General features: G+C 52.8%; 32 protein-coding genes. All 32 read left to right on the plus strand.

Features of this window, described 5'->3' with window-relative positions:
* Window positions 1-46 precede the first annotated feature (46 nt).
* The 32 genes from rpsL to SKTS_RS02930 all read left to right on the plus strand — a co-directional run bounded on the left by rpsL (window position 47) and on the right by SKTS_RS02930 (window position 17,833).
* A complete protein-coding gene (gene rpsL / locus SKTS_RS02775) occupies window positions 47-424 on the plus strand; it encodes a 30S ribosomal protein S12 (RefSeq protein ID WP_173059987.1) in 378 nt (125 codons plus the stop codon).
* A 23-nt stretch (window positions 425-447) separates the two neighbouring features.
* Window positions 448-918, plus strand: a complete 471-nt coding sequence (gene rpsG, locus SKTS_RS02780; protein WP_173059990.1) for a 30S ribosomal protein S7 — start codon at window positions 448-450, stop codon at window positions 916-918.
* A gap of 31 nt (window positions 919-949) precedes the next feature.
* The gene (fusA, locus tag SKTS_RS02785; protein WP_173059993.1) at window positions 950-3,043 is read left to right on the plus strand and encodes an elongation factor G; all 2,094 of its coding nucleotides are present in this window, start codon (window positions 950-952) and stop codon (window positions 3,041-3,043) included.
* 29 nt (window positions 3,044-3,072) lie between these two features.
* Complete coding sequence (gene tuf / locus SKTS_RS02790) at window positions 3,073-4,263, plus strand: elongation factor Tu (RefSeq protein ID WP_173059960.1); 1,191 nt, start codon at window positions 3,073-3,075, stop codon at window positions 4,261-4,263.
* A gap of 52 nt (window positions 4,264-4,315) precedes the next feature.
* Complete coding sequence (rpsJ, locus tag SKTS_RS02795) at window positions 4,316-4,624, plus strand: 30S ribosomal protein S10 (protein WP_173059996.1); 309 nt, start codon at window positions 4,316-4,318, stop codon at window positions 4,622-4,624.
* Between the two features lie 126 nt (window positions 4,625-4,750).
* Window positions 4,751-5,395 carry a 50S ribosomal protein L3 gene (rplC, locus tag SKTS_RS02800; protein WP_173060000.1) on the plus strand — a complete coding sequence of 215 codons (645 nt, stop codon included), beginning with the start codon at window positions 4,751-4,753 and terminating at the stop codon, window positions 5,393-5,395.
* Window positions 5,395-6,015, plus strand: coding sequence for a 50S ribosomal protein L4 (rplD, locus tag SKTS_RS02805; RefSeq protein WP_173060003.1), 621 nt, complete (start codon window positions 5,395-5,397; stop codon window positions 6,013-6,015). Before rplC ends, rplD begins: the two co-directional genes overlap by 1 nt.
* The gene (rplW, locus tag SKTS_RS02810; RefSeq protein WP_198420416.1) at window positions 6,012-6,323 is read left to right on the plus strand and encodes a 50S ribosomal protein L23; all 312 of its coding nucleotides are present in this window, start codon (window positions 6,012-6,014) and stop codon (window positions 6,321-6,323) included. Before rplD ends, rplW begins: the two co-directional genes overlap by 4 nt.
* 10 nt (window positions 6,324-6,333) lie before the next feature.
* Entirely contained in the window at window positions 6,334-7,167 is an 834-nt protein-coding gene (gene rplB, locus SKTS_RS02815; RefSeq protein ID WP_173060006.1) for a 50S ribosomal protein L2, read from the plus strand.
* Window positions 7,168-7,172: 5 nt separating this feature from the next.
* A complete protein-coding gene (gene rpsS, locus SKTS_RS02820) occupies window positions 7,173-7,448 on the plus strand; it encodes a 30S ribosomal protein S19 (protein ID WP_173060009.1) in 276 nt (91 codons plus the stop codon).
* Window positions 7,449-7,457: 9 nt separating this feature from the next.
* Window positions 7,458-7,787, plus strand: coding sequence for a 50S ribosomal protein L22 (gene rplV / locus SKTS_RS02825; protein WP_173060012.1), 330 nt, complete (start codon window positions 7,458-7,460; stop codon window positions 7,785-7,787).
* 24 nt (window positions 7,788-7,811) lie between these two features.
* Window positions 7,812-8,525: a 30S ribosomal protein S3 gene (gene rpsC, locus SKTS_RS02830; protein WP_173060014.1), complete on the plus strand. Its 714-nt coding sequence runs from the start codon at window positions 7,812-7,814 to the stop codon at window positions 8,523-8,525.
* Window positions 8,509-8,925, plus strand: coding sequence for a 50S ribosomal protein L16 (gene rplP, locus SKTS_RS02835; protein ID WP_173060017.1), 417 nt, complete (start codon window positions 8,509-8,511; stop codon window positions 8,923-8,925). Before rpsC ends, rplP begins: the two co-directional genes overlap by 17 nt.
* Window position 8,926: 1 nt before the next feature.
* Entirely contained in the window at window positions 8,927-9,121 is a 195-nt protein-coding gene (rpmC, locus tag SKTS_RS02840) for a 50S ribosomal protein L29 (protein WP_173060020.1), read from the plus strand.
* Window positions 9,118-9,378 (plus strand): 30S ribosomal protein S17, encoded by a 261-nt coding sequence (rpsQ, locus tag SKTS_RS02845; protein WP_173060023.1) that lies wholly within the window; start codon window positions 9,118-9,120, stop codon window positions 9,376-9,378. The genes rpmC and rpsQ overlap by 4 nt, the downstream gene beginning before the upstream one ends.
* A gap of 165 nt (window positions 9,379-9,543) precedes the next feature.
* Window positions 9,544-9,912 (plus strand): 50S ribosomal protein L14, encoded by a 369-nt coding sequence (gene rplN, locus SKTS_RS02850; protein ID WP_173060026.1) that lies wholly within the window; start codon window positions 9,544-9,546, stop codon window positions 9,910-9,912.
* A 9-nt stretch (window positions 9,913-9,921) separates the two neighbouring features.
* Window positions 9,922-10,236 (plus strand): 50S ribosomal protein L24, encoded by a 315-nt coding sequence (rplX, locus tag SKTS_RS02855; protein ID WP_173060030.1) that lies wholly within the window; start codon window positions 9,922-9,924, stop codon window positions 10,234-10,236.
* 9 nt (window positions 10,237-10,245) lie between these two features.
* On the plus strand, window positions 10,246-10,785 hold the full coding sequence (gene rplE / locus SKTS_RS02860) for a 50S ribosomal protein L5 (RefSeq protein WP_173060033.1): 540 nt from the start codon (window positions 10,246-10,248) through the stop codon (window positions 10,783-10,785).
* Window positions 10,786-10,792: 7 nt separating this feature from the next.
* Window positions 10,793-11,098: a 30S ribosomal protein S14 gene (rpsN, locus tag SKTS_RS02865; protein WP_173060036.1), complete on the plus strand. Its 306-nt coding sequence runs from the start codon at window positions 10,793-10,795 to the stop codon at window positions 11,096-11,098.
* 15 nt (window positions 11,099-11,113) lie between these two features.
* On the plus strand, window positions 11,114-11,509 hold the full coding sequence (rpsH, locus tag SKTS_RS02870) for a 30S ribosomal protein S8 (RefSeq protein ID WP_173060039.1): 396 nt from the start codon (window positions 11,114-11,116) through the stop codon (window positions 11,507-11,509).
* A gap of 11 nt (window positions 11,510-11,520) precedes the next feature.
* On the plus strand, window positions 11,521-12,054 hold the full coding sequence (rplF, locus tag SKTS_RS02875) for a 50S ribosomal protein L6 (protein ID WP_173060042.1): 534 nt from the start codon (window positions 11,521-11,523) through the stop codon (window positions 12,052-12,054).
* Between the two features lie 14 nt (window positions 12,055-12,068).
* The gene (gene rplR / locus SKTS_RS02880) at window positions 12,069-12,422 is read left to right on the plus strand and encodes a 50S ribosomal protein L18 (protein ID WP_173060045.1); all 354 of its coding nucleotides are present in this window, start codon (window positions 12,069-12,071) and stop codon (window positions 12,420-12,422) included.
* A gap of 12 nt (window positions 12,423-12,434) precedes the next feature.
* A complete protein-coding gene (gene rpsE, locus SKTS_RS02885) occupies window positions 12,435-12,941 on the plus strand; it encodes a 30S ribosomal protein S5 (protein WP_173060048.1) in 507 nt (168 codons plus the stop codon).
* Between the two features lie 3 nt (window positions 12,942-12,944).
* A complete protein-coding gene (gene rpmD, locus SKTS_RS02890) occupies window positions 12,945-13,133 on the plus strand; it encodes a 50S ribosomal protein L30 (protein WP_173060051.1) in 189 nt (62 codons plus the stop codon).
* Window positions 13,134-13,574: a 50S ribosomal protein L15 gene (gene rplO / locus SKTS_RS02895; RefSeq protein WP_173060054.1), complete on the plus strand. Its 441-nt coding sequence runs from the start codon at window positions 13,134-13,136 to the stop codon at window positions 13,572-13,574. It begins immediately after the preceding gene.
* 2 nt (window positions 13,575-13,576) lie between these two features.
* On the plus strand, window positions 13,577-14,902 hold the full coding sequence (gene secY, locus SKTS_RS02900) for a preprotein translocase subunit SecY (RefSeq protein ID WP_173060057.1): 1,326 nt from the start codon (window positions 13,577-13,579) through the stop codon (window positions 14,900-14,902).
* A gap of 23 nt (window positions 14,903-14,925) precedes the next feature.
* A complete protein-coding gene (gene infA, locus SKTS_RS02905; RefSeq protein ID WP_173060061.1) occupies window positions 14,926-15,144 on the plus strand; it encodes a translation initiation factor IF-1 in 219 nt (72 codons plus the stop codon).
* 47 nt (window positions 15,145-15,191) lie between these two features.
* Window positions 15,192-15,305, plus strand: coding sequence for a 50S ribosomal protein L36 (gene rpmJ, locus SKTS_RS02910; RefSeq protein ID WP_173060064.1), 114 nt, complete (start codon window positions 15,192-15,194; stop codon window positions 15,303-15,305).
* A gap of 68 nt (window positions 15,306-15,373) precedes the next feature.
* Complete coding sequence (gene rpsM, locus SKTS_RS02915; RefSeq protein ID WP_173060068.1) at window positions 15,374-15,736, plus strand: 30S ribosomal protein S13; 363 nt, start codon at window positions 15,374-15,376, stop codon at window positions 15,734-15,736.
* 29 nt (window positions 15,737-15,765) lie between these two features.
* On the plus strand, window positions 15,766-16,155 hold the full coding sequence (gene rpsK, locus SKTS_RS02920; protein ID WP_173060071.1) for a 30S ribosomal protein S11: 390 nt from the start codon (window positions 15,766-15,768) through the stop codon (window positions 16,153-16,155).
* A 30-nt stretch (window positions 16,156-16,185) separates the two neighbouring features.
* Window positions 16,186-16,815 (plus strand): 30S ribosomal protein S4, encoded by a 630-nt coding sequence (gene rpsD / locus SKTS_RS02925; RefSeq protein ID WP_173060074.1) that lies wholly within the window; start codon window positions 16,186-16,188, stop codon window positions 16,813-16,815.
* Window positions 16,816-16,849: 34 nt separating this feature from the next.
* Window positions 16,850-17,833 (plus strand): DNA-directed RNA polymerase subunit alpha, encoded by a 984-nt coding sequence (locus SKTS_RS02930; protein ID WP_173060078.1) that lies wholly within the window; start codon window positions 16,850-16,852, stop codon window positions 17,831-17,833.
* The last annotated feature ends 10 nt before the right edge of the window (window positions 17,834-17,843 follow it).

Genomic DNA, 17,843 nt, shown 5'->3' on the forward strand with positions numbered 1-17,843 from the left:
AGGGGCGGCCTGGCCGTCCCGTCATTTTTATTTAGGAATTTAACGCATGCCAACCATCAACCAATTAGTGCGCAAGCCACGCACCCTGCAGAAAGAAAAGAGCAAGGTGCCTGCGTTGGAGAGCTGCCCGCAGCGTCGCGGTGTTTGCACTCGTGTTTACACCACCACGCCGAAAAAGCCGAACTCCGCTTTGCGTAAGGTTGCCAAGGTGCGCCTGACCAACGGGTTCGAGGTGATCAGCTACATCGGTGGCGAAGGTCACAACCTGCAGGAGCACTCGGTCGTGCTGATTCGTGGTGGTCGTGTAAAAGACTTGCCAGGTGTGCGTTACCACACGGTGCGCGGTAGCCTTGATACCGCGGGCGTGAAAGATCGTAAACAGAGCCGTTCCAAGTACGGTGCGAAGCGTCCTAAAGCCGCTTAAATTGATTGATTGAGGTATAGATTATGCCAAGACGTAGAGAAGTACCGAAACGTGAAGTGTTGCCTGATCCGAAATACGGTAACCAGGAGCTGGCCAAGTTCGTCAACGTGTTGATGATTCAAGGCAAGAAGGCTGTTGCAGAGCGCATTATCTATGGCGCACTGGATCAAATCCAGAAGAAGAGCGGCAAGGACCCGATCGAGGTTTTCACCCTGGCGCTGACCAACGTGCGCCCGATGGTGGAAGTCAAGAGCCGTCGCGTGGGTGGTGCAAACTATCAGGTTCCTGTTGAAGTGCGCTCGGTGCGTCGCACCGCGCTCGCCATGCGCTGGGTTCGTGATGCAGCGCGCAAGCGTGGCGAAAAGTCCATGGGTATCCGCCTCGCGGGTGAGTTGATGGATGCCGCGGAAAACCGCGGTTCGGCCATCAAGAAACGCGAAGAAGTGCACCGTATGGCTGAAGCCAACAAAGCATTCGCGCATTTCCGCTTCTAATCAGTACCAGTCAAATTAAGGTTGCATAGCTGTGGCACGTAAAACTCCAATCGAACGTTACCGTAATATCGGCATTAGTGCCCATATTGACGCCGGCAAAACCACGACTACCGAGCGTATTCTTTTCTATACCGGGGTGTCTCATAAAATTGGCGAAGTGCATGACGGCGCTGCGACCATGGACTGGATGGAACAGGAGCAGGAGCGCGGGATCACTATTACTTCCGCGGCTACAACCTGTTTCTGGAAGGGTATGGACAAGTCCTTCCCTGAGCACCGCATCAACATTATCGACACCCCTGGACACGTTGACTTCACGATCGAAGTCGAGCGCTCCATGCGTGTGCTCGATGGCGCGTGCATGGTTTACTGCGCGGTAGGTGGTGTGCAGCCTCAGTCTGAAACCGTTTGGCGTCAGGCAAACAAGTACAAGGTTCCGCGCCTCGCTTTCGTGAACAAGATGGACCGCTCGGGCGCCAATTTCTTCAAGGTCTACGACCAGATGAAGAGCCGCCTGAAGGCTAACCCTGTGCCGTTGCAGGTGCCAATCGGTGCTGAAGATACCTTTGCCGGCGTGGTCGACCTGATCAAGATGAAGGCTATTTACTGGGATGAAGCATCCCAGGGTATGAAATTCGAAGAGCGCGAAATCCCTGCCGATCTGGTTGCATCTGCGAAGGAATGGCGCGAGAAGATGGTTGAGAGCGCGGCCGAGGCATCGGAAGATCTGATGAACAAATACCTTGAAGAAGGTGATTTGTCAGTTGCGGATATTAAAAAGGGCTTGCGTCAGCGTACCCTGGCAAGCGAAATCGTCCCGATGATGTGCGGTTCTGCATTCAAGAACAAGGGTGTCCAGGCGATGCTGGACGCCGTGATCGAGTACATGCCTGCTCCTACCGACGTGAAGCCGGTTGAGGGAGAACTGGAAAATGGGGAAATCGGCACGCGTTCTGCGAGTGACGATGAGCCGTTCGCTGGCCTGGCTTTTAAGATCATGACCGATCCTTTCGTTGGCCAGCTGATTTTCTTCCGTGTTTACTCGGGTGTCGTCAATTCCGGCGATACGATCTACAACCCGGTGAAGGGCAAGAAAGAGCGTATTGGTCGTATTCTGCAGATGCACGCCAATCAGCGCGAAGAGCTCAAGGAAGTGCGCGCCGGTGACATCGCCGCAGCTGTCGGTCTGAAAGAAGCGACTACCGGCGACACGCTGTGCGACCTCAACAAGGTGATTACCCTTGAGCGCATGGTGTTCCCTGAGCCGGTTATTCACGTTGCTGTGGAGCCGAAAACCAAGGCTGACCAGGAAAAGATGGGTATTGCGCTTAACCGCCTGGCGCAAGAGGATCCTTCCTTCCGTGTTCGTACCGATGAGGAAACTAACCAGACAATTATTTCCGGTATGGGTGAATTGCACCTGGAAATTCTCGTCGATCGTATGCGTCGCGAGTTCGGTGTCGAGGCTAACGTGGGTGCTCCTCAGGTTGCGTACCGCGAAGCCATTCGCAAGGCAGTGGAAGTCGAAGGCAAGTTCGTCAAGCAGTCCGGCGGCCGTGGTCAGTACGGTCACGTATGGCTCAAGATGGAGCCGAATGAGGCTGGTAAGGGCTTCGAATTCGTTGACGCCATCAAGGGTGGTACCGTGCCGCGCGAATACATTCCCGCGGTGGAAAAAGGCTTGCGTGATACGCTGCCGAACGGTGTTCTGGCTGGCTTCCCGGTTGTTGACGTGAAGGTTACGTTGTTCGACGGTTCATACCACGATGTGGACTCCAATGAAAACGCCTTCAAAATGGCGGCTTCAATGGGCTTCAAGGATGGTATGCGCAAAGCCAACCCGGTGCTGCTCGAGCCCATGATGGCGGTTGAGGTCGAAACGCCGGAAGAAAAAATGGGCGACGTGATGGGTGACTTGTCTTCACGGCGCGGCATGATTCAGGGCATGGAAGACATGGCTGGTGGTGGCAAGGCTATCAAGGCCGAGGTTCCATTGGCGGAAATGTTCGGCTATTCCACGACGCTTCGTTCGCTGACCCAGGGTCGTGCGACTTATACGATGGAATTCAAGCACTACTCCGAAGCGCCGAAGAACGTCGCTGAAGCAGTAATGAACAAGAAATAACCGTTTATCGAGATTGAGAGGAAACTGACATGGCAAAAGGTAAGTTTGAGCGTACCAAACCGCACGTAAACGTGGGGACGATTGGCCACGTGGATCATGGCAAGACGACTTTGACGGCAGCGATCACGACGATCCTGTCGAAGAAGTTTGGTGGTGAAGCCAAAGGCTACGACCAGATCGACAGCGCGCCGGAAGAAAAGGCACGCGGTATCACCATCAATACCGCCCACGTTGAATACGAAACCGCCGCACGTCACTACGCGCACGTTGACTGCCCGGGCCACGCCGACTATGTGAAAAACATGATCACTGGCGCCGCGCAAATGGACGGCGCCATCCTGGTCGTGTCCGCTGCCGACGGCCCCATGCCCCAGACCCGCGAACACATCCTGCTCGCCCGTCAGGTCGGCGTACCGTACATCATCGTCTACATGAACAAAGCCGACATGGTCGACGACCCCGAGTTGCTCGAACTGGTCGAAATGGAAGTGCGCGAACTGCTCTCCAAGTACGACTTCCCCGGCGACGACACCCCGATCATCATCGGCAGTGCCCTGAAAGCACTGGAAGGCGACCAAAGCGACATCGGCGAACCCTCCATCTTCAAACTGGCCGACGCCCTCGACAGCTACATCCCCCAACCGGAACGCGCCATCGACGGCACCTTCCTCATGCCGGTGGAAGACGTATTCTCCATCTCCGGTCGCGGCACCGTGGTAACGGGCCGTATCGAACGCGGCATCGTCAAGGTTGGTGAAGAAGTTGAAATCGTCGGCATCAAGCCCACCATCAAGACCACCTGCACCGGCGTCGAAATGTTCCGCAAACTGCTCGACCAAGGTCAGGCAGGCGACAACGTCGGCGTGCTGCTGCGCGGCACCAAGCGTGAAGAAGTCGAACGCGGCCAAGTGTTGGCCAAGCCCGGCTCCATCACCCCGCACACCAAGTTCTCCGCCGAGATCTACGTGCTGAGCAAGGACGAAGGTGGTCGTCACACCCCATTCTTCCAAGGCTACCGTCCTCAGTTCTACTTCCGTACCACCGACGTGACCGGCGCGATCGAGCTGCCTGCCGGCACCGAAATGGTGATGCCTGGCGACAACGTCTCCATCAACGTGGCGCTGATTCAGCCGATCGCCATGGAAGAAGGCCTGCGCTTCGCCATTCGCGAAGGTGGTCGTACCGTCGGTGCTGGTGTGGTTGCCAAGGTAATCGAGTAATTTAATTAATGCGGCGGGACTTGTTCCCGCCGCTACGCTCTTTGGAAAAATTATGCAAAGTCAAAAAATCCGTATTCGCCTCAAGGCATTCGACTATCGTTTGATCGATCAATCTGCCCTGGAAATCGTGGAAACTGCCAAGCGCACCGGTGCCGTCGTACGTGGCCCAGTGCCGTTGCCAACTCGCATCGAACGCTTTGACGTGCTGCGTTCGCCGCACGTTAACAAGACTTCGCGTGACCAATTCGAAATTCGCACCCATCTTCGTTTGATGGATATCATCGATCCAACCGACAAAACTGTCGATGCTCTGATGAAGCTGGATCTGCCGGCAGGTGTGGATGTAGAGATCAAGTTGTAAGCAATTCAAGCAAATTTGTGGCGGCTGAAAAAACTGTGTATAATTCGCGGTTTTTTCAGCCGCATAGTTCTTTTGCTGTATAAAACCGCCGGTCAATCGTAATCGGCATTGTTAAGGAAAATAATGATGAGCCTCGGACTTATAGGTCGCAAGGTTGGCATGACGCGCATCTTTACTGACGACGGAACAAGCGTCCCGGTAAGCGTGGTCGATGTCTCTGGCAACCGTGTAACCCAGATCAAAACCCTCGAAATCGATGGGTATTCAGCTGTTCAATTGACGTGTGGCGAACGCCGCGTCGGTCGTGTTACCAAGGCTGCTGCCGGACACTTCGCCAAGGCGGGTGTGGAAGCGGGTCGTGCGCTTAAAGAATTTGATGCAAGTGCCGATGATCTGGCTAAATTCGCAGTTGGTAGCGGCGTCAGTGCTGACCTGTTCCAGGTTGGGCAACTGGTTGATGTAACCGGTACCACGCAGGGCAAGGGTTTTGCTGGTGCGATCAAGCGCCACCACTTCAGTTCTAACCGTGCCACGCACGGTAACTCCCGTTCCCATAACAGCGCTGGTTCTATCGGTATGGCGCAGGACCCCGGTCGCGTCTTCCCCGGTAAACGCATGGCCGGGCATCTCGGTGCTGTTCGTCGTACTACACAAAATCTCGAAATCGTGCGCGTTGATGCCGAGCGTCAACTGCTGCTGATCAAGGGCGCAATCCCCGGCTCTAAAGGTGGCGATGTACTTATTCGTCCCGGCGTGAAGGCAGGTGCATAATGGAACTGAAACTTATAAATAACGAAGGCCAGGCAACGGCAAGTGTGAGTGCTTCCGATGTGGCGTTTGGGCGTGAATTTAATGAAGACCTGGTGCATCAGGTCGTAATCGCATACATGGCCAATGCTCGTATGGCTACCCGTGCTCAAAAGGGTCGTAGTGAAGTCGCCAAGAGTACGCGCAAGCCGTTTCGTCAGAAAGGTACGGGTAATGCTCGTGCCGGTATGGCATCCAGCCCGTTGTGGCGCGGCGGTGGTAAAACTTTCCCGAATAGCCCGGATGAAAACTTCTCTCACAAAGTGAACAAGAAGATGCATCGCGCTGGAATGCAGGCCATTCTTTCTGAATTGGCTCGTCTGGGGCGCCTGCAGGTAGTGGAAGAGTTCAAGATCGATTCTCCCAAAACCAAGCAGATGGTGCAGAAGGTTAAAGCCTTGGGGTTTGACAGCGTCATGGTGGTAACGGATGACGTGGACGAAAATCTCTACCTGTCGTCACGCAACCTGCCTCATGTTCTGATTGTTGAAGCGCAGCATGCCGACCCTGTCAACCTGGTGCGTTTTCCCAATGTGCTGATGACTCGCGCGGCAGTCAAGAAATTCGAGGAGATGCTGGGATGATTGCGAATACTTCCACACAAGAGCGCTTGATGCAAGTCATTCTGGCGCCACAGGTTTCCGAAAAAGCCACAATGGTGGCGGATAAATATCAACAGGTGGTGCTGCGTGTTGTCGGAAGCGCTACCAAGCCCGAAGTTAAGGCCGCCGTTGAGATGTTGTTTAAAGTTGAAGTTGCCGGCGTACAAATGGCCAACGTCAAGGGCAAGCAGAAGCGCTCTGGCAAAATGCAGGGCCGCCGCAAGGACTGGAAAAAGGCTTATGTATCTTTGAAGCCGGGCCAGGAACTTAATTTCATGGCTGGCGAGTAGGAGAGAAGATATGGCACTGATTAAAGTTAAACCGACATCCCCCGGGCGTCGTTCGGTTGTCAAGGTGGTTAACCCTGACCTGCACAAGGGCGCGCCTTATGCTCCCCTGCTCGAGAGTCAGTCAAAAAATGCTGGACGTAACCACAATGGTCGCATCACGGTACGTCACCAAGGCGGCGGTCACAAGCAGCATTACCGCTTGGTGGATTTTCGTCGTAACAAGGATGGCATTCCTGCGAAGATTGAACGGCTTGAGTATGATCCAAACCGCAGCGCGCACCTGGCGTTGTTGTGCTACGCCGATGGCGAACGTCGCTATGTGATCGCCTTCAAGGGTGCAACCGTCGGTCAACAGCTGGTGAGTGGTTCGGATTCCCCGATTAAGGCGGGCAATACGCTGCCGCTGCGCAATATTCCTGTTGGAACGACGATCCACTGCGTGGAAATGATGCCCGGTAAAGGCGCGCAACTCGCCCGCTCAGCAGGGACATCGATCCAGTTGCTAGCGCGAGAAGGTGCATATGCGCAACTCCGCTTGCGCTCTGGTGAAATTCGCCGCGTTCATGTCGATTGCAAGGCGACGATCGGTGAAGTAGGCAATTCCGAGCACAGTCTGCGTTCGATCGGTAAAGCCGGTGCAATGCGTTGGCGCGGCGTGCGTCCTACCGTTCGCGGTGTGGTGATGAACCCGGTTGATCACCCGCACGGTGGTGGCGAGGGTAAGACCGCAGCTGGGCGCCATCCTGTGAGCCCATGGGGTCAACAGACCAAGGGTTACCGTACCCGCCGGAACAAACGCACCCAGAATATGGTTGTGCGCCGTCGTCCTTCGAATAAGAGGTAATAGCTATGGCTCGTTCTATTAAAAAAGGCCCGTTTGTTGATGCGCATCTGATCAAGAAGATCGATGCCGCTCGTGCAACACACGACAAGCGCCCGATTAAAACCTGGTCGCGCCGTTCCACGGTTCTGCCTGACTTCGTTGGTTTGACGATTGCTGTTCATAACGGCAAGCAACATATCCCGGTTTTCGTAAATGAGAACATGGTGGGTCACAAGCTGGGTGAGTTTTCCTTGACGCGCACCTTCAAAGGGCATGCTGCGGACAAGAAGGCGAAGAAATAGGAGAACATGATGAGAGTTAGTGCAGTATTACGCGGTACACGCCTCTCGGCACAAAAAGGCCGTCTGGTTGCTGACCAGATTCGCGGTCTGCCGGTTGAACGTGCTCTGAACATCCTGGCCTTCAGCCCGAAAAAAGGTGCGGTTATTATCAAGAAGGTGCTCGAATCGGCAATCGCCAATGCCGAGCACAATGAAGGTGCCGACATCGACGAGTTGAAAGTTTCAACCATCTGTGTGGACGAAGGTTCTACGCTCAAGCGCTTCCGCGCTAGAGCAAAAGGCCGTGGTGCGCGCATCCTGAAACCGACTTGCCATATAACCGTTACGGTTGGCGATTAACCGCTAGGGCAGAAGAGGAATATTATGGGACAAAAGATACATCCAACCGGCTTTCGCCTGAGCGTACTGAAAAACTGGTCGTCCAAGTGGTTCGCCAATAGCAAGAACTTCGCAGGCATGCTGCATGAAGACATCAAGGTGCGCGCATTTCTGAAGAAGAAGCTTGCTCACGCAGCGGTAGGTCGCATCATGATCGAGCGTCCGGCCCGCGATGCCAAGATTACGATCTACAGTGCGCGTCCAGGTGTGGTCATCGGCAAGAAGGGCGAAGATATCGAAGCCCTGAAAACCGAGCTGAAGAAAATGATGGGCGTACCTGTCCACCTGAATATTGAAGAAATCCGTAAGCCCGAAGTCGATGCGACGCTTATTGCAGAGAATATTGCTTCTCAGTTGGAAAAACGCGTGATGTTTCGTCGTGCGATGAAGCGTTCGATGCAAAATGCCATGCGTCTCGGTGCTCAGGGTATCAAGATCATGAGTGCCGGGCGTCTCAACGGTATCGAGATCGCGCGTACTGAATGGTATCGCGAAGGCCGCGTGCCATTGCACACGCTGCGCGCCGACATCGATTACGGCGTCGCAGAAGCGAAAACCACTTATGGGGTTATCGGTATTAAAGTTTGGGTGTTCAAGGGTGAGGCACTTGGCAAGGGCGAGCTGCCAGTGGCAGCACCTGCTGCTGAGCCGGTAAAGAGAGCGAGAAAGCCAGGAGCGAAACATGCTGCAGCCAGCTAGACAAAAATTCCGCAAACAGCAAAAGGGCCGCAATACCGGCATCGCGACGCGCGGCAACAAGGTAAATTTCGGTGAATTCGGACTTAAGGCGATTGGCCGTGGTCGTTTGACTGCGCGCCAGATTGAAGCAGCGCGTCGTGCCATGACGCGTCATATCAAGCGCGGTGGCCGTATCTGGATTCGTATTTTTCCGGACAAGCCGATTTCTTCCAAGCCTGCCGAAGTCCGGATGGGTAATGGTAAAGGTAATCCGGAGTACTTCGTGGCTGAAATTCAGCCTGGCAAAGTGCTTTATGAAATGGATGGGGTAAGTGAAGAATTAGCACGCGAGGCTTTCCGCCTGGCGGCCGCCAAACTTCCGATTGCCACCACTTTTGTCCTTCGACATGTAGGTAGCTAATATGAATGCCAGCGAATTGAGAGCCAAGTCGGCTGAAGAGCTGAATCAGGAGATGGTTGAATTGCTGCGGGCGCAATTTGGCCTGCGTATGCAGATTTCCACCCAACAGAGCAACAAGGTGGACCAGTTGGGCAAAGTGCGTAAGGATATTGCCCGAGTGCGTACCATTATGAGTGAGAAGGCGAGACAAGCATGAGCGAGGTTAAAGCAACGACGCGCGCGCTCGTAGGGCGCGTGGTAAGCGACAAGATGGACAAGACTGTTACCGTGCTCGTCGAGCGTAAGGTAAAGCATCCTCTTTACGGCAAGATTATTCGCCGTTCGAAGAAATACCACGCTCACGACGAGAATAACGAGTTTCATGAAGGTGATCTGGTAGAAATCCAGGAAAGTCGTCCGATGGCAAAAACCAAGGCATGGTGTGTCAGCAAGCTGGTTGAAAAGGCTGTTTGATCTCTTGTTCTTGCGTTAGCGCTAAAACCAATATACAATAGCCGTCTTTTGTTGGCGTCACCCCCTGAAGCGGCCGTCGCTGCCCATGGGGTCCAAAACTGACCGTTGGCGATGGCTTCGGTTCTGCAAGGAACCGGGCATTGACGGCTTAAGTTGGAGAAATAAATGATTCAAATGCAAACTCGGCTGGATGTGGCAGACAATACCGGTGCGCGCTCCGTTATGTGCATCAAGGTATTGGGCGGATCCAAGCGTCGTTACGCCGGAATCGGCGATATCATCAAAGTCACCATCAAGGATGCTGCCCCCCGCGGTCGCGTCAAGAAGGGTGATGTCTACAATGCCGTGGTGGTTCGCACCGCCAAGGGCGTACGCCGTCCTGATGGCTCGTTGGTCAAGTTCGATGCCAATGCGGCGGTTCTCCTCAACAACAAGCTTGAGCCTATTGGGACGCGTATTTTTGGCCCCGTTACGCGCGAGTTGCGTGGCGAGAAGTTCATGAAAATCGTGTCTCTGGCACCTGAAGTTCTGTAAGGGGGCGAAATGAATAAAATTCGCAAGGGTGATGACGTCATCGTTACCACCGGAAAAGATAAGGGCAAGCGTGGGGTGATTCTGCGCATGCTGGAAAATAAGGTTCTGGTTGAGGGTGCCAATAAGGTTAAAAAGCACCAGAAGCCAAACCCTGTAAAAGGTCAGGCTGGTGGTATCGTTGAGATGGAGATGCCGCTGGATATTTCCAATGTGGCTCTGTTCAATCCCGCCACCAAGAAGGCTGATCGTGTCGGGGTTAAAGTGCTGGAAGACGGGCGAAAAGTGCGCTTCTTCAAGTCGAACGGCGAAGTGATTGACGCGTAAGGATTAGACATGGCTCGTTTGCATGATTTTTATAGAGATACGGTAGCTAAACAGCTGATTGAGCAGTTTGGTTACAAGTCCGTGATGGAAGTGCCGCGCATCGAAAAGATCACTCTAAATATGGGTGTGGGTGAGGCTGTTGCGGATAAGAAGGTTATGGAGCATGCAGTTGGCGACATGCAGAAGATTGCTGGTCAGAAGCCGGTAGTTACCAATGCGAAAAAGTCTATTGCCGGGTTCAAGATCCGTGAGGGTTATCCGGTTGGCTGTAAGGTAACCTTGCGCAAGGAGCGTATGTACGAATTTTTGGATCGCCTGGTAAGTGTTGCGATTCCGCGTATTCGCGACTTCCGGGGAATTTCCGCAAAGTCCTTCGACGGTCGTGGTAACTACAACATGGGCGTGCGCGAACAAATCATTTTCCCGGAAATTGAGTACGAGAAAATTGATGCGTTGCGTGGCATGAACATTACTATTACTACTACTGCCAAAACAGACGAAGAAGCTCGTGCCTTGCTGGCTGCGTTTAGCTTCCCGTTCAAGAACTGAGGTAGATATGGCGAAAACATCAGTAATCAATCGCGACCTTAAGCGTCGTGAAACGGTAAAGAAATACGCCGCCAAGCGCGCTGAGCTGCTGGCAGCCATCAACAATGTCAAATTGAGTGATGAAGAGCGTTTTGCCGCGCGTCAGAAATTTCAGCAATTGCCGCGTGATGCAAGCCCGGTTCGCTTGCGCAATCGTTGCGCGCTAACGGGTCGCCCACGTGGTACTTACCGTAAATTCGGTCTGGGGCGCAGCAAACTGCGGGATTTGGCTATGCGTGGAGAGATTCCAGGCATGACCAAGGCTAGCTGGTAACGGGAGAATACGACAATGAGTATGAGTGATCCGATCGCCGATATGTTGACCCGTATCCGCAACGCGCAACGAGCCGACAAGGTCGTGGTGGCAATGCCTTCCTCTAAAGTGAAGGTGTCAATTGCAGGCGTACTGAAGGAAGAGGGCTACATCGAGGACTTCGGGGTTCGTGATGAGGCTGGAAAGCCGGTTCTTGAGGTGCAGCTGAAATACTATGCTGGACGCCCCGTAATTGAAAAAATTGAGCGCGTAAGCCGTCCCGGCCTGCGTATTTATAAAGGCAGTCAGGACTTGCCCAAGGTTATGAATGGCTTGGGTGTCGCTATTGTTTCCACCTCCCGGGGTGTGATGACGGACCGTAAGGCGCGAGCCAACGGTGTTGGCGGTGAAGTCTTGTGTGTCGTGGCATGATGAGGTGATGCATGTCCAGAATTGCTAAATATCCTGTAGTTGTTCCTTCTGGCGTGGAAGTGACCTTGTCGGGTAATCAAATTACCGTCAAAGGCACGCTGGGAACCTTGAGCCAAGCTTTGACTTCCGATGTGACCGTTGTGCGTGAGGGGGATCATCTGCAGTGTGCTGCTGCGAATGACTCGCAACAGGCCGGCGCGATGTCGGGAACTGTACGTGCCCTGATTGCCAATATGGTAAAGGGTGTCTCGCAAGGTTTTGAAAAGAAGCTAACTTTGGTGGGCGTTGGTTACCGAGCTCAGGCAAAGGGTGATGTTTTGAGTCTGGCTCTTGGCTTTTCTCATCCGGTAGAACACCCCATGCCTGCTGGCATCAAGGTCGAAACTCCGACGCAGACTGAAATCCTGATTAAGGGTATCAATAAGCAGCAAGTCGGGCAGGTTGCCGCTGAGGTGCGTGCTTATCGCAGTCCTGAGCCTTATAAAGGTAAGGGTGTTCGCTACTCTGATGAAGTGGTAGTGATCAAGGAAACCAAGAAGAAATAATCGAGGCTAGAGTCATGAATAAAAATCAAGCTCGTGTGCGCAGGGCACGCAAAACCCGTGCCAAACTCGCTGAGTTGAAAGTGGTTAGGCTTGCTGTGCACCGTACCAATTGCCATATGTATGCCCAGATCATCGATGCATCTGGCGGCAAAGTTCTGGCCAGTGCTTCTACGCTGGAAGTGGAAGTGCGCAAAGACCTTGCAAACGGCGGTAATGCTGCTGCAGCATCGATCGTGGGCAAGCGTATTGCTGAAAAGGCGAAAAGCCTTGGAATTGAAAAGGTTGCTTTTGACCGTTCTGGCTTCAGGTACCACGGCCGGGTTAAGTCATTGGCCGAAGCAGCACGTGAAAATGGCTTGGTGTTCTAAGCGGGGACGATGATGGCAAAAATGGATATGGAAGATCGCGGCGACGGTTTGCGCGAAAAAATGATCTCGGTAAACCGCGTCACCAAAGTGGTGAAGGGCGGCCGGATTATGGGATTTGCCGCGCTGACCGTCGTCGGTGATGGTGAAGGCGGTATCGGAATGGGTAAGGGTAAGGCCAAAGAAGTTCCGGTGGCCGTGCAGAAAGCGATGGATGAAGCTCGCCGTAACCTGGTGAAAGTAAATCTCAAAAATGGGACGTTGCATCATGCTGTTACCGGAACGCACGGTGCTGCCAAGGTTTATATGCAGCCCGCGTCTGAGGGTACGGGAATTATTGCAGGCGGACCAATGCGTGCAATTTTCGAAGTCATGGGTGTGCACAACGTGCTGGCCAAGTGTATCGGTTCCACGAACCCTTACAACATGGTTCGTGCGACTATCAACGGTCTTCAGGCTATGAATACGCCATCCGAAGTCGCGGCAAAACGCGGCAAGTCGGTGGAAGAAATTCTGGGATAAGCGATGTCAAAATCAACTAAAACCTTGAAAGTGACGCTGGTGAAAAGCACCATCGGCACCATTGAGTCGCACCGTGCATGTGTGCGTGGTCTCGGTCTGCGCCGTATGAACCACACTGTCGAAGTAGAAGATACTCCGTCGGTGCGCGGCATGATCAACAAAGTCATTTACCTGTTGAAGTGCGAGGCATAAATGCAGCTTAATAATCTTAAACCAGCTCAGGGTAGCAAGCACGCGAAGCGTCGCGTCGGTCGTGGCATAGGAAGCGGTCTGGGCAAGACTGCCGGACGCGGCCACAAGGGTCAAAAGTCCCGTGCAGGTGGTTTTCATAAAGTAGGTTTTGAAGGTGGTCAGATGCCCCTGCAGCGTCGCCTTCCTAAGCGTGGATTCAAGTCGCTGACTAAGGGAAATGTCGTTCAAGTGCGTTTGTCCGCTCTTAATGACCTGCCTGTCGACACCATTGATTTACTGGTTCTCAAGCAAGCTGGTGTGGTTTCAGGAGAAGCCCTTGGTGCCAAGGTGTTTTTGACTGGTAAGCTGGAAAAAGCTGTAACGCTTAATGGTATTCTGGTAACCAAGGGTGCAAGAGCTGCGATTGAAGCGGCTGGCGGCAGCATTAAGGGTCTGGAGTAATTTTGGCGCAGGGCAAACAAGCCAGCGCAGGTGCTGGTAAATTCTCGGACCTGAAGCAGCGTTTGTTTTTTGTGCTTGGCGCTTTGGTTGTCTACCGTATCGGGGCTCACATCCCCGTGCCTGGTATTGACCCTGGCGTACTGGCACAGTTGTTTAAGTCCCAGCAAGGCGGCATTCTTGGAATGTTCAACATGTTTTCGGGTGGCGCACTGTCAAGATTTACAGTGTTTGCCCTTGGGATCATGCCGTACATTTCTTCATCTATCATCATGCAGTTGATGACTGTGGTTTCGCCACAGATGGAACAGCTGAAGAAAGAGGGTGAAGCTGGACGAAAAAAGATTACACAATACACCCGCTACGGGACTGTCGCACTCGCCTTGTTTCAGGGTATTGGGATTGCCATTGCACTAGAAGCGCAGCAAGGTCTGGTTATTGATCCGGGTTTGATGTTTCGCGCTACAACCGTAATTACGTTGATGACCGGCACTTTGTTTCTCATGTGGCTGGGTGAGCAGATTACCGAGCGTGGTATTGGTAACGGTATTTCGATAATTATTTTTTCGGGTATTGTTGCCGGTTTACCGCATGCAATCGGGGGTACGCTGGAATTGACTCGAACGGGTGCGTTCTCGATCCCCTTGGTCATCATGCTGTTTATGGCGGCTATTGCAGTGACAGGCTTCGTGGTGTTTGTCGAACGAGGCCAACGCAAGATTCTGGTTAATTACGCAAAGCGGCAGGTCGGTAAGCATGTCGTTGGCGGACAGAGCTCGCATTTGCCGTTGAAGCTTAATATGGCGGGTGTAATCCCTCCTATTTTTGCATCTAGTATTATTTTGTTTCCGGCAACGTTGGCGGGATGGTTTGGCAGCAGCGAAAAGATGACATGGTTGCGGGACATCGGATCCACTCTTTCGCCTGGCCAGCCGTTGTATGTAATGCTTTACGCGACAGCAATCATTTTTTTCTGTTTCTTTTATACGGCATTGGTTTTCAATCCCAAGGAAACTGCTGATAACTTGAAGAAAAGTGGCGCCTTTGTCCCAGGGATACGCCCTGGTGATCAAACGGCAAAGTATATTGACAAGATTATGGCGCGCTTAACGCTTGCTGGTGCCCTGTATATAACACTGGTGTGCTTGTTGCCCGAGTTCCTGATTGTTAAGTGGAATGTTCCATTTTATTTCGGTGGGACTTCGCTTCTGATTATTGTGGTCGTGACGATGGACTTTATGGCACAGGTGCAGACTTACCTTATGTCGCACCAGTATGAAAGTTTATTGAAAAAAGCAAATTTTAAAGGCGGCGGCATATTGCCCCGCTGAACTTGAATAGAGCGAATTACTGAATGGCAAAAGAAGACACGATTGAGATGCAAGGGGAGGTACTGGAAAATCTTCCCAATGCGACCTTTCGCGTCAAGCTTGAAAATGGCCATGTAGTACTGGGCTATATTTCGGGAAAAATGCGTATGCATTACATCCGCATCCTTCCCGGAGACAAGGTGACGGTTGAATTAACACCTTACGATTTATCCAGGGCGCGCATAATTTTTCGCGCCAAGTAACAGATATGTCGGCAGTATGCCGACGACCAGCTCTAAGGAGATGCTAAATGAGAGTACGTGCTTCGGTTAAAAAGATCTGCCGGAAATGCAAGATGGTGCGCCGGAAGGGTGTATTACGTGTTATTTGTGAAGAAGCACGCCATAAGCAACGTCAAGGTTGATTGTTGTTTCTGTTGGTGATAGAATCCGCGCTTTTTCAATTCTAATTTTTGCTGTTTGGAGTGACTGAATGGCCCGCATTGCAGGGGTAAATATCCCGAACCATCAACACACCGAGATCGCACTGACTGCCATTTATGGCATCGGTCGTACCCGGTCCCAGCTGATTTGCGCCGCTGCCGGTGTTAATGCGTCAACCAAAATCAAGGACCTGAGCGACAGTGATGTTGAGCGGCTGCGAGATGAAGTTGGCAAGTTCACCGTCGAGGGTGATTTGCGCCGCGAAGTAACGATGAGCATCAAGCGTCTTATGGACCTTGGCTGCTATCGTGGTTTGCGCCATCGTCGTGGTCTCCCGGTTCGTGGTCAGCGTACCCGTACCAATGCCCGGACACGCAAAGGCCCGCGCAAGGCAATCCGCGCAACCAAATAATCTGACCGCGGAAAGTATAAGGAAAAGTTATGGCTAAACCAAACGTACGGGTGCGCAAGAAAGTTAAAAAGAATGTAGCGGAAGGTATCGCGCACGTTCACGCATCCTTTAACAACACTATCGTGACGATCACTGATCGTCAGGGTAACGCATTGTCGTGGGCCACCTCCGGTGGTAGTGGTTTCCGCGGTTCGCGTAAAAGTACACCTTTCGCTGCGCAGATTGCAGCGGAGCATGCTGGTAAAGCAGCACAGGAATACGGTGTTAAAAACCTGGAAGTTCGTATCAAGGGACCTGGTCCAGGCCGTGAGTCTGCTGTGCGTGCTTTGAATGCAGTCGGGTTCAAGATTACCGGTATTACCGATGTCACCCCGATTCCGCACAACGGTTGTCGTCCGCCCAAGAAGCGGCGTATCTAACACGGCAAATATTTTTGCAGGAGAATTACTTTGGCTAGAAATCTCGATCCTAAGTGCCGTCAGTGCCGCCGCGAGGGAGAAAAACTGTTTCTGAAGGGTGAGAAATGCTTTACCGACAAGTGCTCGGTTGAGCGTAGAGCTTACGCACCTGGTCAGCACGGTCAGAAGCAAAACACCCGTCTTTCCGGTTATGGCGTTCAGTTGCGTGAAAAACAAAAACTGCGTCGCATTTACGGCATTCTGGAACGTCAGTTCCGTGGGTATTACAAGGAAGCCGACCGGGTGCGTGGTATTACCGGCGAAAACCTGCTTCTGTTGCTTGAGTGCCGCCTGGATAACGTTGCCTACCGCATGGGCTTCGGCGCTTCCCGTACCGAAGCGCGTCAGGTTGTACGTCACAACGGAATTCTGGTGAATGGTCGTCGCGTCAATATTCCTTCTTACCAAGTGAAGCCGGGCGATGTGGTTGAAGTTACCGAGCGCGCAAAGAATCACTTGCGTGTAAAGGGAGCCCTGGCTGCTGCTGAACAACGCGGTTTCCCGGAATGGATCGAGGTGGACGCCAAGGCGTTCAAGGGTACTTACAAGGCTAAACCGCAACGTTCCGAACTGCCGTCGACAATTAACGAGCATCTCGTAGTCGAGTTGTACTCGAAGTAATTGATCGAAGAACCAATTAGAGGAATTTCAATCCATGCAAAGCAGCACCGCTGAGTTTCTCAAGCCTCGGATTGTTGATGTACAAAGTCAATCCCCGAGTAAAGCCCGCGTGACTATGGAGCCGTTCGAGCGCGGCTATGGCCACACGCTTGGCAATGCTCTACGTCGTATTCTGTTGTCTTCCATGCCCGGGTACGCAATTACCCAGGTACAGATAGACGGTGTGGTGCATGAATATTCTTCAATTGAAGGCGTGCAGGAAGATGTGGTTGATATCCTTCTGAACCTGAAGGGTATTTCGTTAAAACTGCACAACAGTACCGTAACCACCTTGTCGCTTACGAAAAGCGGTGAAGGCCCGGTAACGGCTGGCGACATCGAGACCTCGCATGATGTGGAAATCATCAACCCAGGACATGTGATTGCTCACCTGACCAAGGGTGGCAAAATCAACATGACGCTGAAGATTGAGCAAGGTCGCGGCTACTTGCCTGTGGCGGCTCGCCGTGTTGCCGATGAAGAGCGCCTGGTTGGAGCGATCATGCTTGATGCGTCCTTCAGTCCGGTGCGTCGTGTCAGCTATGGCGTGGAAAGTGCTCGCGTTGAGCAGCGCACCGACCTTGACAAGCTGATCGTGGATATTGAAACCAACGGTGTGATTGATCCGGAAGAAGCGATTCGCTATGCAGCGCGCATTCTTGTCGATCAGTTGTCGGTTTTTGCCGAACTTAAGGGTACGCCGACGGAAGTTGAAGCGCCGCGCAGCCCGCAAGTCGACCCCATTCTGCTGCGCCCGGTTGATGACCTTGAGCTGACAGTTCGCTCTGCCAACTGCCTTAAGGCTGAAAACATTTATTATATCGGCGACCTGATTCAACGCTCTGAGACCGAGTTGCTCAAGACCCCTAATCTGGGCCGTAAATCTTTGAACGAAATTAAGGATGTACTGGCTTCCAAGGGTCTGACCTTGGGCATGAAACTGGAAAACTGGCCGCCCGCTGGTTTAGAGAAGTCCTGATATCCGGTTA

It is taken from the genome of Sulfurimicrobium lacus, assembly GCF_011764585.1.
GTDB classification, from domain to species: Bacteria; Pseudomonadota; Gammaproteobacteria; order Burkholderiales; family Sulfuricellaceae; genus Sulfurimicrobium; species Sulfurimicrobium lacus.